The 15,419-nt window shown below is 72.1% G+C and carries 12 protein-coding genes and 1 pseudogene; 7 read left to right on the top strand and 6 right to left on the bottom strand.

Annotated elements, in window-relative coordinates:
• Window positions 1-2: 2 nt before the first annotated feature.
• Window positions 3-1,628, bottom strand: coding sequence for a malate synthase A (gene aceB / locus AB0J12_RS01325; protein ID WP_363262034.1), 1,626 nt, complete (start codon window positions 1,626-1,628; stop codon window positions 3-5).
• Between the two features lie 222 nt (window positions 1,629-1,850).
• Complete coding sequence (locus AB0J12_RS01320; protein ID WP_363262033.1) at window positions 1,851-2,474, bottom strand: nucleotidyltransferase family protein; 624 nt, start codon at window positions 2,472-2,474, stop codon at window positions 1,851-1,853.
• A 181-nt stretch (window positions 2,475-2,655) separates the two neighbouring features.
• Here AB0J12_RS01320 and AB0J12_RS01315 point away from each other — a divergent pair, with 181 nt between their 5' ends.
• Window positions 2,656-3,003, top strand: coding sequence for a DUF5955 family protein (locus tag AB0J12_RS01315; protein WP_363262032.1), 348 nt, complete (start codon window positions 2,656-2,658; stop codon window positions 3,001-3,003).
• A gap of 165 nt (window positions 3,004-3,168) precedes the next feature.
• Here the strand turns inward: AB0J12_RS01315 and AB0J12_RS01310 are convergent, their stop codons facing one another.
• Window positions 3,169-5,541 carry an excinuclease ABC subunit UvrA gene (locus AB0J12_RS01310; protein ID WP_363262031.1) on the bottom strand — a complete coding sequence of 791 codons (2,373 nt, stop codon included), beginning with the start codon at window positions 5,539-5,541 and terminating at the stop codon, window positions 3,169-3,171.
• 1,062 nt (window positions 5,542-6,603) lie between these two features.
• Entirely contained in the window at window positions 6,604-7,407 is an 804-nt protein-coding gene (locus AB0J12_RS01305) for an IclR family transcriptional regulator (protein ID WP_363262030.1), read from the bottom strand.
• Between the two features lie 293 nt (window positions 7,408-7,700).
• Here AB0J12_RS01305 and allB point away from each other — a divergent pair, with 293 nt between their 5' ends.
• The 3 genes from allB to AB0J12_RS01290 all read left to right on the top strand — a co-directional run bounded on the left by allB (window position 7,701) and on the right by AB0J12_RS01290 (window position 10,852).
• The gene (gene allB / locus AB0J12_RS01300; RefSeq protein ID WP_363262029.1) at window positions 7,701-9,038 is read left to right on the top strand and encodes an allantoinase AllB; all 1,338 of its coding nucleotides are present in this window, start codon (window positions 7,701-7,703) and stop codon (window positions 9,036-9,038) included.
• A 70-nt stretch (window positions 9,039-9,108) separates the two neighbouring features.
• Window positions 9,109-10,224 (top strand): allantoicase, encoded by a 1,116-nt coding sequence (gene alc, locus AB0J12_RS01295; protein WP_363262028.1) that lies wholly within the window; start codon window positions 9,109-9,111, stop codon window positions 10,222-10,224.
• Between the two features lie 232 nt (window positions 10,225-10,456).
• Window positions 10,457-10,852: a ribonuclease gene (locus AB0J12_RS01290; RefSeq protein ID WP_363262027.1), complete on the top strand. Its 396-nt coding sequence runs from the start codon at window positions 10,457-10,459 to the stop codon at window positions 10,850-10,852.
• Between the two features lie 15 nt (window positions 10,853-10,867).
• Here AB0J12_RS01290 and AB0J12_RS01285 read toward each other — a convergent pair.
• Window positions 10,868-11,067, bottom strand: a pseudogene (locus AB0J12_RS01285) (hypothetical protein).
• A 180-nt stretch (window positions 11,068-11,247) separates the two neighbouring features.
• On the opposite strand from AB0J12_RS01285, the gene AB0J12_RS01280 reads away from it, so the two are divergent.
• Together AB0J12_RS01280 and AB0J12_RS01275 are read left to right on the top strand one after the other, a co-directional pair.
• Window positions 11,248-12,543 (top strand): histidine kinase, encoded by a 1,296-nt coding sequence (locus AB0J12_RS01280; protein ID WP_363262026.1) that lies wholly within the window; start codon window positions 11,248-11,250, stop codon window positions 12,541-12,543.
• Window positions 12,544-12,572: 29 nt separating this feature from the next.
• Window positions 12,573-13,253, top strand: coding sequence for a response regulator transcription factor (locus AB0J12_RS01275; RefSeq protein ID WP_363262025.1), 681 nt, complete (start codon window positions 12,573-12,575; stop codon window positions 13,251-13,253).
• Between the two features lie 144 nt (window positions 13,254-13,397).
• Here the strand turns inward: AB0J12_RS01275 and AB0J12_RS01270 are convergent, their stop codons facing one another.
• Window positions 13,398-14,402, bottom strand: coding sequence for a Gfo/Idh/MocA family oxidoreductase (locus AB0J12_RS01270; RefSeq protein ID WP_363262024.1), 1,005 nt, complete (start codon window positions 14,400-14,402; stop codon window positions 13,398-13,400).
• 129 nt (window positions 14,403-14,531) lie between these two features.
• Between AB0J12_RS01270 and AB0J12_RS01265 the strand changes: the two genes are divergently transcribed.
• Window positions 14,532-15,269, top strand: a complete 738-nt coding sequence (locus tag AB0J12_RS01265) for a GntR family transcriptional regulator (protein ID WP_363262276.1) — start codon at window positions 14,532-14,534, stop codon at window positions 15,267-15,269.
• Window positions 15,270-15,419: the final 150 nt, after the last annotated feature.

Here is a 15,419-nt window from a genome sequence, read left to right as displayed (position 1 = left end):
TCTCAGCCCCTGAGCTGCTCGTACGCCGGCAGGGTGAGGAAGTCGGCGTAGTTCTCGTCGAGGGAGACCTGCAGCAGGAGGTCGTGCGCCCGCTGCCAGTTGCCGGCGACGAAGGCCTCCTCGCCGATCTCCTCGCGGATGTTCTCCAGCTCCTCGGCGGCGACCTTGCGGGCGAGGTCGGCGGTGACCTTCTCGCCGTTGTCCAGGACGACACCGGCATTGATCCACTGCCAGATCTGGGAGCGGGAGATCTCGGCGGTGGCCGCGTCCTCCATCAGGTTGAAGATCGCGACGGCGCCGAGGCCGCGCAGCCAGGCCTCGATGTAACGGATGCCGACCTGGACGGCGTTGACCAGACCGTCGTAGCTGGGCTTGGCGTCCAGGGAGTCGATGGCGATCAGGTCGGCCGCCTTGACGTCGACGTCCTCGCGCAGGCGGTCCTTCTGGTTCGGCTTGTCACCGAGGACCTTGTCGAAGGACTTCATGGCGATCGGCACCAGGTCGGGGTGGGCGACCCAGGAGCCGTCGAAGCCGTCGCCGGCCTCACGGTCCTTGTCGGCGCGGACCTTCTCGAAGGCCACCTTGTTGACCTCGGCGTCCTTGCGGGACGGGATGAACGCCGCCATGCCGCCGATCGCGTGCGCGCCGCGCTTGTGGCAGGTGCGCACCAGCAGTTCGGTGTACGCGCGCATGAACGGGGCGGTCATCGTGACCGCGTTGCGGTCCGGCAGGACGAACTTCTCGCCGCCGTCACGGAAGTTCTTGACGATGGAGAACAGGTAGTCCCAGCGGCCGGCGTTCAGACCGGCGGCGTGGTCGCGCAGCTCGTAGAGGATCTCCTCCATCTCGTACGCCGCGGTGATCGTCTCGATCAGGACGGTGGCGCGGACGGTGCCCTGCGGGATGCCGAGGTAGTCCTGCGCGAAGACGAACACGTCGTTCCAGAGGCGGGCCTCCAGGTGCGACTCCGTCTTCGGGAGGTAGAAGTAGGGGCCCTTGCCGAGGTCGAGCAGGCGCTGGGCGTTGTGGAAGAAGTACAGGCCGAAGTCGACGAAGGCGCCCGGGACCGGGGTGCCGTCGGCGTCGACGAGGTGGCGCTCGTTCAGGTGCCAGCCGCGCGGCCGCATGACGACCGTGGCGAGCTGCTCGTTCGGCTTGAGCGCGTACGACTTGCCCGACTTCGGGTCGGTGAAGTCGATGCTGCGGGTGTAGGCGTCGATCAGGTTGAGCTGGCCGAGGACGACGTTCTCCCAGGTGGGGGCGGAGGCGTCCTCGAAGTCCGCGAGCCAGACCTTGGCGCCCGAGTTCAGGGCGTTGATGGTCATCTTGCGGTCCGTCGGGCCGGTGATCTCGACACGGCGGTCCTGCAGCGCGGCCGGGGCCGGGGCGACCTTCCAGGAGTCGTCCGCGCGGATGGCGGCCGTCTCCGGCAGGAAGTCGAGCGAGGAGGTGCGGGCGATCTCGGCGCGGCGCTCGGCACGGCGGGCGAGGAGTTCCGCGCGGCGCGGCGTGAACCGCTGGTGCAGCTCGGCCACGAAGGCGAGCGCCGCGTCGGTGAGGACCTCTTCCTGCCGGGGCAGGGGCTCGGCGTCGACGATGGCCAGCGTGGACGGCGCTGGTGCGGACATGAGCGGTCACTTCCTTACGGGGGGCTGTTTCAGCGAACCACGTGCAACGCCACTCTGCCCTGGCACGCGGTGCCTACAGGCAGAAAGGGGGCGGTTCGCACCCGCTGTGCGGTCGGGTGCTTCTGAACAGTGGATAGTAGTTATCGCATGGTGGAAGTTCAATGGTTTGTTGATGTCGAGATTCTCTGAGTCGAGCAAAGGTGGCGCTCGGTGCCACCGCGTTCACTGAAGGTGGCCCAGGTCGGCCTCGGTGTCGATGTCGTACGGCTGTGCCACCTCCCCGCACTCGATGAGCCGTATCTCACGCGCGTGCTCGCGCAGATACGCGCGTGCCCCCCGGTCGCCGGTGGCAGTCGCCGCGATGCCCGCCCAGTGGGCCGCGCCGAACAGCACCGGATGCCCGCGCACGCCGCTGTAGGCGGCCGACGCGAGCGTGTGCTCGTCCTCGAAGGCGCCGAGCACCCGCGCGACGGCCTCCGCACCGATCCCCGGCTGGTCCACGAGCGACACGAGCGCGCCCCGTGCCCCGGTCCCGGCCAGCGAGGCGAGCCCGGCCCGCAGCGAGGACCCCATCCCCTGCTCCCACTCCGGGTTCTCCACGAGCACACACCCCGCGAGCCGCGCCCGCTCCCGTACGGCGTCGGCGGCCGCCCCCAGCACCACGTGCACGCGCGTGCACCCGGCCGCCCGCAGCACCCCGACGGCGTGCTCGATCAACGGCCGCCCCCGGTGCTCCAGCAGGGCCTTGGGGCGTCCGCCGAGCCGCCGGCCACCTCCGGCGGCGAGCAGCAGCCCGGCGACGGCGTCCGTGGGATTTTCCATGCCTGCGGTGCGGGGTGTCGTCATACGCCCTGCATACCGCACCGCGCAGGGCCACGGGTTCACGCAGCGCAGCAACTCGATGACGCAGCGGACTGGCGCGGCGCGGGCGAGGTGTCGTTTACTGTCTCCCCCGCCCCGGCTCACCGCACCGGCGCGGACCGGACGGCTCAGGGAGATCGCACGACGGAGTGCGAAGGGGAGGGCTGTGTTGCGGAGCGTTCAGCACAAGCCGGTCACCGGCGGCGAAGGGGACCTGCGCGCGAGTCGGCTGCGCGCGGCGGCGTCCCGGCTGCACCGCGAACTGGCCGCTTACCCGGCCGAGTTACGCGACCGGGACATAGCGGAGGAAGAGCTGGCCGCACTGACGGCCATGGCCACCCGGGGCACCCCCGAGCCGGCCCCGCTGCACCGCTCCCTGCTGCTGATAGCGGGCGCGATCGGCTCGGTGAGCGCGCTGTCGGGGGCGATGAGAGAGGTCCGCGCGGCGGTGGATCTGTTCAGCGAACCACCGCAACCCGGGCGCCTTGACGCGCCGGGCACGGCAGCGCCCTGACGGCGCGCGGGGCTGGATCGATGTGCGGCTCCGCCGCGGGGGCGCGACCGGCCACGATCCACCGGCGCGCCGCCGCGGGGGCGACCGGCCACAATCCACCGGCGCGACCGGCCACAATCCGCCCGCGCGCCCGCCTGACAGGAGAACCCGGCGGACGAGAAGGCGCTAGCCGCCCACGTACGTCGCAAGGTGCTGCCCGGTGAGGGTCGACCGCGCCGCGATCAACTCCGCCGGCGTCCCCTCGAAGACGACCCGCCCTCCGTCATGCCCCGCGCCCGGCCCCAGGTCGATGATCCAGTCCGCGTGGGCCATGACGGCCTGGTGGTGCTCGACCACGATCACCGACTTCCCGGAGTCGACCAGCCGGTCCAGCAGGCCGAGCAGCTGCTCGACGTCGGCCAGGTGCAGACCGGTGGTCGGCTCGTCCAGGACGTAGACGCCGCCCTTGTCGCCCATCTGCGTCGCCAGCTTCAGCCGCTGCCGCTCGCCACCCGACAGCGTGGTGAGCGGCTGGCCGAGCGTGAGGTAGCCGAGCCCGACGTCGGACAGCCGGTCAAGGATCTTGTGCGCCGCGGGCGTACGCGCCTCCCCGTCGCCGAAGAACTCCTCCGCCTGCCCCACCGACATCGCCAGCACCTCGCTGATGTCGCGGCCGCCGAGCTTGTACTCCAGCACCGACGCCTCGAAGCGCTTGCCCTCGCACTCCTCGCAGGTGGTGGCGACCCCGGCCATCATCGCCAGGTCGGTGTAGACGACTCCGGCGCCGTTGCAGGTGGGGCAGGCGCCCTCCGAGTTCGCGCTGAACAGCGCCGGCTTGACGCCGTTGGCCTTGGCGAACGCCTTGCGGATCGGCTCGAGCAGTCCGGTGTACGTCGCCGGGTTGCTGCGCCGTGAGCCGCGGATCGGGGTCTGGTCGATGGAGACCACTCCGGCGTCGGCGGGCATCGACCCGTGCACGAGCGAGCTCTTGCCGGAGCCGGCGACACCCGTGACGACGACCAGCACGCCGAGCGGGATGTCGACGTCCACGGACTGCAGGTTGTGCGTGGTCGCGTCGCGGATCGCCAGCTTCCCGGTGGGCGTGCGGACCGTCTCCTTCACACGCGCCCGGTCGTCCAGGTGGCGTCCGGTGAGGGTGCCGCCGGCCCGCAGCTCCTCCACGGTGCCCTCGAAGCAGACCGTGCCGCCCGCCGTGCCGGCGCCGGGGCCGAGGTCGACGACGTGGTCCGCGATCGCGATCATCTCCGGCTTGTGCTCCACGACGAGCACCGTGTTGCCCTTGTCCCGCAGCTGCAGCAGCAGCTCGTTCATGCGCTGGATGTCGTGCGGGTGCAGACCGATGCTGGGCTCGTCGAAGACGTACGTCACGTCGGTCAGGGAGGAGCCGAGGTGGCGGATCATCTTCACGCGCTGTGCCTCGCCGCCCGAGAGGGTGCCGGCCGGCCGGTCGAGCGAGAGGTAGCCGAGGCCGATCTCCACGAAGGCGTCGAGGGTGTCGCGCAGGGAGGCGAGCAACGGCGCGACCGACGGCTCGTCCAGGCCGCGCACCCAGGCGGCCAGGTCGCTGATCTGCATCGCGCAGACGTCGGCGATGCTCAGACCCTTGATCTTGGAGGACCGGGCGCCCTCGTTGAGCCGGGTGCCCTCGCACTCGGGGCAGGTGGTGAAGGTGACCGCCCGCTCCACGAACTCCCGGATGTGCGGCTGCATCGCCTCCTTGTCCTTGGCGAGCATCGACTTCTGGATGCGCGGGACCAGACCCTCGTAGGTCATGTTGATGCCGGCGATCTTCATCCGGGTCGGCTCGCGGTACAGGAAGTCCTGCAGTTCCCTCTTGGTGAACTTCCGGATCGGCTTGTCGGCGTCGTAGAGGCCGGACTCGGTGTAGAGGCGGTGGTTCCAGCCGCCCGACTTGTAGCCGGGGACGCTCAGCGCGCCCTCGTTCAGGGACTTGCTGTCGTCGTAGAGCTGGGTGAGGTCGAGGTCGGTGACCGAGCCGCGGCCCTCGCAGCGGGGGCACATGCCGCCGGTGATGCTGAACTGGCGGCGCTCCTTCACCGTCTGCCCGCCGCGCTGCACGGTGACCGCGCCGGCGCCGCTGATCGAGGCGACGTTGAAGGAGAACGCCTTGGGGGAGCCGAGGTGGGGCCTGCCGAGGCGGCTGAAGAGGATGCGCAGCATCGCGTTGGCGTCGGTGGCGGTGCCGACGGTGGAGCGCGGGTCGGCGCCCATGCGCTGCTGGTCGACGGTGATCGCGGTGGTCAGACCGTCCAGTACGTCGACGTCGGGGCGGGCGAGGGTCGGCATGAAGCCCTGGACGAAGGCGCTGTAGGTCTCGTTGATCATCCGCTGCGACTCGGCGGCGATCGTGTCGAAGACCAGGGAGCTCTTGCCCGAGCCGGAGACACCCGTGAAGACCGTCAGCCGGCGCTTGGGGAGCTCGACGCTGATGTCCTTGAGGTTGTTCTCGCGCGCGCCGTGCACGCGGATCAGGTCGTGGCTGTCGGCGGCGTGGCCGGTCCCCGTTGCCTTGGTCATGGCGTCTCCATCCGTTCAGACCCTCGATCACGGCCACCCTCCGCGCCCGCCGGCCCGACCGGCGCCGTCCGGATGCCCGTGCCGCTCACGCTACGTGGAACCGGGGGACGAGCGCTTCTCGAATCCTGATCCTTGCGGTGGCCTCCGGCGGTGGGGCGTTCATGGTTCGGGCGCGCGGGGTCCGCGGGGCGCGGGCACGTCACGGGGCCGGGGCGCGTGCCCTGCGCGGCGGCGGGCGGGCTCGGGGTGGGGCGGCTCTGTGCGGATGCCCGTGCGGGCGGGCTGGGGGTCCGACCTGGGCCCATGGATCTGCGTGCTTGCCGTGCGGCCTCAGCGCCGCGTCTCCAACCGGCGGCCCTTGCGCCCCGCGCCGGGCACCGCCCTCGCGGGCCGGTGCCCGCCGCGCCCTCGGCATCACGCGCCCGCCCCGCCGAATGGCCTGTGCCCGGCGGTGTCCTGCGCCGGGCTTCACGTTGTCGCGCCCCGGCGTCCGTGTCTGCCCGCGGCCGGGGAGACCGGCGCTCGTGCCCCGTGGTGGTGTACGCCCGCGCCTTCGGCGGCCGGTGCCTGCCGTGTGGCATCCGGCCGGGCTGCTCGGCCCCGGCGCCTCGGGCGCGTGCCTTCGCCTCGCGCCCGAGCCTTCGCCCAGTGCCCTCCTTCGGCGGCCGGTGCCTGCCGTGCGGCATCCGGCCCGGCTGCGCGGCCTCGACACCTCGGGCGCGTGCCTTCGCCTCGCGCCCGAGCCTTCGCCCAGTGCCCTCCTTCGGCGGCCGGTGCCTGCCGTGTGGCATCCGGCCCGGCTGCGCGGCCCCGGCGCCTCGGGCGCGTGCCTTCGCCTCGCGCCCGAGCCTTCGCCCAGTGCCCGCCTTCGGCGGCCGGTGCCTGCCGTGTGGCATCCGGCCCGGCTGCGCGGCCTCGACACCTCGCGCACGTGCCTTCGCCCCGCGTCCATGCCCTCGCCCCGTGCCCGCGCCCTCGGCGGTCTGTGGGTTCCGGCCCCACGCCCCCGGGCAACCGCACGCGTGCCGGGCGGGGGCGGTGGCTGCCAGCGCGCGGCTGGGGTCAGCCGCCGTTGTTGGTCGAGCTGGTCAGGGCCTCGGAGAGTTCCACGGCCACCTGCTGCAGGACCGGGACGATCTTGTCCGTGGCGGCTTCCGTGACGCGGCCCGCCGGGCCCGAGATGGAGATGGCCGCCGCCGTGGGGGAGTTCGGTACGGAGACCGCGAGGCAGCGGACGCCGATCTCCTGCTCGCTGTCGTCGATGGCGTAACCGAGCCGGCGTACCTCCTCCAGGGAGGCCAGGAAGTCGTCCGGCGTGGTGATCGTCTTGTCCGTCGCCGCCGGCATCCCCGTGCGGTACAGCAGGGCGCGCACCTCCTCCGGCGGGTAGCCGGCGAGCAGCGCCTTGCCCACGCCCGTGGAGTGCGGCAGCACCCGCCGGCCGACCTCGGTGAACATCCGCATCGAGTGCTTGGACGGCACCTGTGCCACGTACACGATCTCGTCGCCGTCCAGCAGCGCCATGTTCGCCGTCTCGCCGGTCTCCTCCACCAGGCGGGCCAGGTACGGTCGCGCCCACGTGCCGAGCAGTCGCGACGCGGACTCGCCGAGACGGATCAGGCGCGGGCCGAGGGCGTAACGCCGGTTGGTCTGTTGGCGGACGTACCCGCACGCGACCAGCGTGCGCATGAGGCGGTGGATGGTCGGCAGGGGCAGTCCGCTGCTCGCGGACAGCTCACTCAGCCCGACTTCGCCGCCGGCGTCCGCCATGCGCTCCAGCAGGTCGAAGGCGCGCTCCAGGGACTGGACACCCCCCGTGGCGGCGGGTTTGGCGGAGTCGGTGGTGCTGGCGCTGGACGTCGGCACGGCGCGTTCCTTTCGGGACTGACTGAAGAGGCAGCAGCCTACCCGGCAGTCGGTTGACTCCCTGCTTGTGCGTAGCTACGTTCTATCTGATGGAATTCTAATTCCGCTTTGTGGAAACGTCCAGGGTGGGCGGATCGGGTGCACTGTGGATGAGTGTGCCCTTGACGACGCGAAGACGGGAGTGAAGACTCCCGAAGTAGCTTCAACAGTTCGTTGAAATTCCGCTGTGTGGAAGACGCGCGGAGGCCGCCGAAGCCTCCGAGGCGGCCACGGCGGCAGAGAGAGGGGTCCGGGTGTCCGACGCTGAACTGGTCCTGCGTTCGAGGCGCGTCATCACTCCCGAGGGGACGCGGCCCGCGTCCGTCGTGGTCGCCGACGGCACGATCACCGCCGTACTCCCCCATGACGCGGACCTACCGGCCACGGCCCGCCTGGAGGACTTCGGCGACGACGTCCTGCTGCCCGGCCTGGTCGACACGCACGTGCACGTCAACGACCCGGGCCGGACCGAGTGGGAGGGCTTCTGGACCGCCACCCGCGCGGCCGCCGCCGGCGGCATCACGACCCTGATCGACATGCCGCTCAACTCCCTGCCGCCCACCACGACCGCCGGCAATCTGCGGATCAAGCAGGACGTGGCCCGCGACAAGGCGCACATCGACGTCGGCTTCTGGGGCGGCGCCCTGCCCGACAACGTCAAGGACCTGCGCCCGCTGCACGACGCCGGCGTCTTCGGCTTCAAGTGCTTCCTGTCGCCGTCCGGCGTGGACGAGTTCCCGCATCTCGACCAGGACCAGCTCGCCCAGTCCCTCGCCGAGATCGCCGGCTTCGACGGCCTGCTGATCGTGCACGCCGAGGACCCGCACCACCTCGACGCGGCCCCGCAGCACGGCGGCCCCAAGTACACGGACTTCCTCGCCTCCCGCCCGCGCGACGCCGAGGACACCGCCATCGCGAACCTCATCGCGCAGGCCAAGCGCCTCAACGCGCGCGTGCACGTCCTGCACCTGTCCTCCAGTGACGCGCTGCCGCTGATCCGCGCCGCCAAGGCGGAGGGCGTGGCGATCACCGTCGAGACCTGCCCGCACTACCTGGCCCTCACCGCCGAGGAGGTCCCGGACGGCGCCAGCGAGTTCAAGTGCTGCCCGCCCATTCGCGAGGCCGCCAACCAGGACCTGCTGTGGGAGGCGCTCGCCGACGGCACGATCGACTGCATCGTCACCGACCACTCGCCGTCCACCGCCGACCTCAAGACCGACGACTTCCTCACCGCCTGGGGCGGCATCTCCGGCCTCCAGGTCAGCCTGCCCGCCGTGTGGACCGCCGCCCGCGAGCGCGGCCACGGCCTGGAGGACGTCGTCCGGTGGATGTCGGAGCGTACGGCCGCCCTCGTCGGCCTCGGCTCCAAGGGCGCCATCGAGGCCGGCCGGGACGCCGACTTCGCCGTACTCGCCCCCGAGGAGACCTTCACCGTCGACCCGGCCGCTCTCCAGCACCGCAACCGCGTCACCGCCTACGCCGGCCGGACCCTGTACGGGGTGGTCAAGTCGACCTGGCTGCGCGGCGAGCGGATCGTCGCCGACGGCGAGTTCACCGAGCCCAGGGGCCGTCTGCTCACCCGGTCCGCCTGACCGAAGGGGCGTCATCGACCACTCCCACCCCGTAGCGACTTCTCGAACCGAAAGGCAGGACCTGATCACCGTGACGGCGATACCCAGCTTCACCGGCGACGCGAACCCCTTCTCCGGCGGCGACCCGTACGCGGACTACCGCACCGCCGACTTCCCCTTCACCCACCACGCCAACCTCGCCGACCGGCAGCTCGGCGCCGGTGTCATCGCCGCCAACGACGAGTTCTTCGCCCAGCGCGAGAACCTGCTGGTCCCGGAGGCCGCGGAGTTCGACCCCGAGCACTTCGGGCACAAGGGCAAGGTCATGGACGGCTGGGAGACCCGCCGCCGGCGCGGTGCCTCCGCCGACCACCCGTGGCCGACCGAGGACGACCACGACTGGGCGCTGATCCGCCTCGGCGCGCCCGGCGTCGTCCGCGGCATCGTCGTCGACACCGCCCACTTCCGTGGCAACTACCCGCAGGCGGTCTCCGTCGAGGCCGCCTCCGTCCCGGGCTCGCCGTCGCCCGAGGAGCTGCTCGCCGACGACGTGAAGTGGACGACGCTGGTCCCGCGCACCCCGGTCGGCGGCCACGCGGCCAACGGCTTCGCGGTCGACGTCGAGCAGCGCTTCACGCACCTGCGGCTCAAGCAGCACCCCGACGGCGGCATCGCGCGCCTGCGGGTGTACGGCGAGGTCGTACCCGACCCGACGTGGCTCGAGGTGCTCGGCACGTTCGACGTGGTCGCCCTGGAGAACGGCGGCCGGGTCGAGGACGCCTCCAACCTCTTCTACTCGCCGGCCACCAACACCATCCAGCCGGGCCGCTCCCGGAAGATGGACGACGGCTGGGAGACCCGCCGCCGGCGCGACCAGGGCAACGACTGGATCCGCTACCAGCTGGTCGCGCAGTCCGAGATCCGCGCCATCGAGATCGACACCGCCTACCTCAAGGGCAACAGCGCCGGCTGGGCGTCGGTGTCCGTCAAGGACGGCGAGAGCGGTGAGTGGGTCGAGATCCTCCCGCGCACCCGCATGCAGCCCGACACCAACCACCGCTTCGTCCTGCCGCAGCGGGCCGTCGGCACGCACGCGCGCGTGGACATCTTCCCCGACGGCGGCATCTCCCGCCTGCGCCTGTTCGGCTCCCTGACCGAGGCCGGCGCGACCCGCCTTGCGGCCCGCCACCAGGAACTGGGCGGCTGACGCACAGCCTCCTGAAGGACCCGTGGGGCGCACCGGCCTGACAGCACCGGTGCGCCCCACGCGCGTGTACCCGTCCGGCGGCGAGTTGCCCGGTCAGGCCGCGTGGCCGCAACGGACGTCGAATGCGGCGGCGGCAGGTCCGGGTTAACGGTCCGCGAACACACGGGAGGGAAAGGGGAGACCCCGTGATTGTCATTGACATGCCAGTCTCTACGCGCGTCATCATGCCGACATGAGATTCCCCCCACGCATCTCGCAGCTCGGCGCCACAGCCGCGGTCCTGTCCGCCCTCCTCATGGGCGGCACCGTCTCCGCCACCCCGGCCGGCGCCACCGCCGCGTCCGTCGGCAGCATCTGCTACAGCGACCTGCCGTCCCAGGCGCACGACACCCTGAACCTGATCGCACAGGGCGGCCCCTTCCCGTACGACCAGGACGGCGTCGTCTTCCAGAACAGGGAAGGAGTCCTGCCGAGCCGGACCAGCGGCTACTACCACGAGTACACGGTGATCACGCCCGGCTCTCCCACCCGCGGCGCCCGCCGCATCGTCACCGGTGAGGAGCGCCAGGAGGACTACTACACCGCCGACCACTACGCCACGTTCGACCTGGTCGACCACACCTGCTGAGCCACCGGCCCGGCCTCAGTCGGCTTCGCAGCGCTCGGCGGCCGCGAACAGGGCGATCGCCAGCACGATCAGCGCGACGCTCGCGTACACCTCGTGGCCGTCGAGCAGGCCGATCCGCTGCACCAGGCCCACATGCCAGTCCGTGAACTCGTGCAGCAGGCCCATGGCGCCCTGCACCAGGGCAGGAAACCGAGAGTCTCGAGCAACGTCTTCATGGGCACGAGCCTCGCCCCGCGCACTCCCCGCCCGCATCGGCCACACGGTGACTCGCGCCCGACGCAGGTGGCGCAGTGCCGGGCGGCGGGTACGACCAAAGTCGGCGGCCGGGCGACTTCGGTCGACGACCGCCCGCACCGGCGGGTGCGGCCCGCCCGCGCTCCGTAGATTGGTCGCTCGTGAGGCGGACTGCGAGTGACGACGGGTCGGCGCCCGCGCCGGTCCTGCCCGGCCGGCGGTGGTGGCTGCCGTCGGCCCTGACCCATGAACTGGACGCGGTCACCGGCCGCGCCGGACGGCCCCGGCGCACCGCGCGCGACTGGGCCGTCGACTTCTCCTGCTTCGCGCTGGCCGTCGCCATCGGCCTGGCAGCCGCCGAGTCGGTGGGCGACAACCCGCACGTCTCGCACGCGCTGGCCGTCGCCGACCAACTGCTCGGCGTGGCGGCCTGCGCGGCCGTCTGGCTGCGCCGCCGCTGGCCCGTCGCCCTCGCCATCGCGCTGACCGCGGTCAACTTCGTCTCCGACACCGCCGGCGGTGCCTACCTCATCGCCCTGTTCACTCTCGCCGTCCACCGGCCCTTCCGGTACGTGGCCTGGGTGGGCGCTGCCGAGCTGGCCGTCATCCCGCTCTACTACTGGGCACGGCCCGACGCCGACCTGTCCTACCCCGCCGCCGTCGCCTTCGTCTATGTGCTCACCGTCGCCGTCGTCGGCTGGGGCATGTTCGTGCGCTCCAAGCGGCAGCTGCTGCTGAGCCTGCGGGACCGGGCGCGGCGAGCCGAGACGGAGGCGCGGCTGCGCGCCGATCAGGCGCAGCGGCTCGCCCGCGAGGCCATCGCCCGCGAGATGCACGACGTGCTCGCTCACCGGCTCACCCTGCTCAGCGTGCACGCCGGGGCGCTGGAGTTCCGCCCCGACGCCCCCGGCGAGGAGATCGCGCGGGCGGCCGGCGTCATCCGGGAGAGCGCCCATGAGGCCCTGCAGGACCTGCGGGAGATCATCGGCGTCCTGCGGGCGGGCGACGCCGACGACGCGGGCCGCCCGCAGCCCACGCTCGCCGCGCTGGAGGCGCTGGTCGCCGAGTCCCGTGAGGCCGGCATGAAGGTCACGCTCGACCAGCACGTCACCGACGCCGCCGGCGTTCCCGCCTCGGTGGGCCGCACCGCCTACCGCATCGCCCAGGAAAGCCTGACCAACGCCCGCAAGCACGCCCCCGGCACGGAGGTCACCGTCGCGGTCACCGGCGCCCCGGGCGACGGCCTCACCATCGCCGTACGCAACCCGGCCCCGGACCACGAACCCCCACCGGTCCCCAGCTCCGGCCAGGGCCTGATCGGCCTCACCGAACGCGCCACACTCGCGGGCGGCCACCTGGAACACGGCCCGCGCGCGGACGGCGGTTTCGAGGTACGCGCGTGGCTGCCGTGGGGTGAGCCTCGCGTGGCGGTGCCCGCGTCTCAAACCGCGCACTGAGCGCCTGAGCGCCGTGGTTTCGTAGGGCCATGACTGCGATCAGGGTGCTTCTCGTCGACGACGACCCGCTGGTGCGGGCCGGTCTGTCGCTGATGCTGGGAGGGGCCGACGACATCAGAGTCGTCGGTGAGGCGGGCGACGGCGGCGAGGTGGCCGAACTGGTGGACAGCACGCGCCCGGACGTCGTGCTCATGGACATCCGCATGCCGTCCGTGGACGGACTGGCCGCCACCGAACGGCTGCGCGGCCATGCGGACGCGCCGCAGGTCGTGCTGCTCACCACCTTCCACGCCGACGACCAGGTCCTGCGCGCCCTGCGCGCGGGCGCCGCCGGATTCGTGCTGAAGGACACCCCGCCCGCCGAGATCATCGACGCGGTCCGCAAGGTCGCCGCCGGGGACCCGGTCCTGTCACCCGCCGTCACCCGGCAGTTGATGCTCCACGCGGCCGGCACCGCCGCGGACACCCGCGGCGCACGCGCGCGTGAACGGCTCGCCGCGCTGGCCGAACGGGAACGCGAGGTCGCCGTCGCGGTGGGCCGGGGTCTGCCCAACGCGGAGATCGCCGCCGAGCTGTTCATGAGCGTCGCCACCGTCAAGGCGCACGTCTCGCGCATCCTGGCCCGCCTCGGCCTCAACAACCGCGTGCAGATCGCCCTGTTGGCGTACGACGCCGGACTGGTCGACGAAACCGGCGGCAGCGGGCACTGACGGCCCCACTCGCGCGTTGGAAGGAGACAAGGCCGTACTGCGGTCGGTGCGCGATCGGTCGGCGGGGGACAGGTGGCCGTGTTGCCGCTCGCGTGGCCATATCGGTGTGGGCGCAGCGCCCCGCCCGTGCACCGCCGCCCCGGCCTACGCCCCGGCCACCTCCCTCAACCGCACCGGCCGCCGCTCGCGTCGCGACGCCTCGCAGGCCTCGGCGATCCGCAGCGCCTGCAGGGCCTCGCGCCCGTCGCAGGGGTTGGCCCGCTCTCCCCGCACCACCTCGACGAACGCCATCAGCTCCGCCTCGTACGCGGGCGCGAAGCGCTCCAGGAAGCCGGTCCACGGTTTGTCAGCGGCCGGCGGCCCGGTCGGCTCCGTGGACGCGATCGGCGTGCGGTCGTCCAGCCCGACGACGATCTGGTCCCGCTCACCGGCGAGTTCCATGCGCACGTCGTACCCGGCGCCGTTCAGCCGGGTCGCCGTGGCGGTGGCGAGCGTGCCGTCGTCCAGGGTCAGCAGCACCGCGGCGGTGTCCACGTCGCCCGCCTCACGGAACATCGCCGGGCCGGCGTCGGACCCCGCGGCGTACACGTCGGACACCTCCCGGCCGGTGACCCAGCGCAGGATGTCGAAGTCGTGGATCAGCGTGTCCCGGTACAGGCCGCCGGACAGGGGCAGCCACGCGGCGGGCGGCGGCACCTGGTCGGAGGTGACCGCCCGCACGGTGTGCAGCCGCCCGAGCCGCCCCGAGCGCACCGCCTCCCGGGCGCCGAGGTAGCCGGCGTCGAAACGGCGCTGGAAACCCATCTGCAGCACCGTGCCGGCCGCCTCCACCTCCGCGATCGCCTGCAGTGTGCCCGGCAGGTCGAGCGCGATCGGCTTCTCGCAGAACACGGGCAGCCCCGAGCGCGCCGCCCGGCCGATCAGTTCCGCGTGCGCCTGCGTCGCCGTCGTGATCACCACGGCGTCCACGCCCCATGTGAAGATCTCGTCCACCCCTGGCGCCGCCGTCTCGCCCAGCCGCAGCGCGAGCTCCTGGGCCCGCGCCGGGTCGACGTCCGTGAGGATCAGCGAACCGACGTCGCGATGGCGACTGAGGGTGTTCGCGTGGATGGTGCCGATCCGGCCCGTACCGATGACCCCGATGCGCATGGAAACAAAGTGAGGTCGCGATCCGGTCCCTGTCAATGCGTATGTCCGGACAACCGAACTACACAACTTCCCGTCAACAGCGCACAGAGCTACGCTCGGGCCGTGCCGAAACCAGAAGTGGACCCGACCGTGCAGCTCGAACTCCGTGTGGACCGCAGCTCTCCCGTGCCGCTGTACTTCCAGCTCTCCCAGCAGCTCGAGGCCGCGATCGAGCACGGCACCCTCACCCCGGGCAGCCTGCTCGGCAACGAGATCGAGCTCGCCGCACGGCTCGGCCTGTCCCGGCCGACGGTGCGCCAGGCCATCCAGTCCCTGGTCGACAAGGGGCTGCTGGTGCGCCGCCGCGGGGTCGGCACCCAGGTCGTGCACAGCCAGGTCAAGCGGCCGCTGGAGCTCAGCAGCCTCTACGACGACCTGGAGGCGGCCGGACAGCGTCCGGCGACCAAGGTCCTGGTCAACGCGGTCGTCCCGGCGTCCGCCGAGGTCGCGGCCGCACTCGGGGTCACCGAGGGCGGTGACGTCCACCGGGTGGAGCGGCTGCGGCTCGCGCACGGCGAGCCGATGGCGTACCTGTGCAACCACCTGCCGACCGGGCTGCTCGAGCTGGACACCGCGCAGCTGGAGGCCACCGGCCTGTACCGGCTGATGCGCAGTGCCGGGATCACCCTGCACAGCGCCCGCCAGTCCATCGGGGCCCGCGGCGCCACCGCCGACGAGGCCGAGCGGCTCGCCGAGAGCGAGGGCGCCCCGCTGCTGACGATGCAGCGCACCACCTTCGACGACACCGGACGCGCGGTGGAGTTCGGCGACCACATCTACCGCCCGAGCCGCTACTCCTTCGAGTTCCAGCTGCTCGTGAGGTCCTGAGCCCGCTGCCGCCGTTCGGCGCCCGGGTCTCGTCGGCATGTCCGGACAATAAGACGGCCGAGTGCTCCCCAGGCGCACGACGGCGATGACCCGTGCCGGATACTGGGGCGTTTGGGGCCGGTGTGACCCTTGGGATTGCTGAGACACCAC

Source organism: Streptomyces sp. NPDC049915 (assembly GCF_040656475.1).
Classification (GTDB): domain Bacteria; phylum Actinomycetota; class Actinomycetes; order Streptomycetales; family Streptomycetaceae; genus Streptomyces.
The sequence above is the reverse complement of the archived record's forward strand: the minus strand, read 5'-3'. Positions and strand labels throughout refer to the sequence as shown.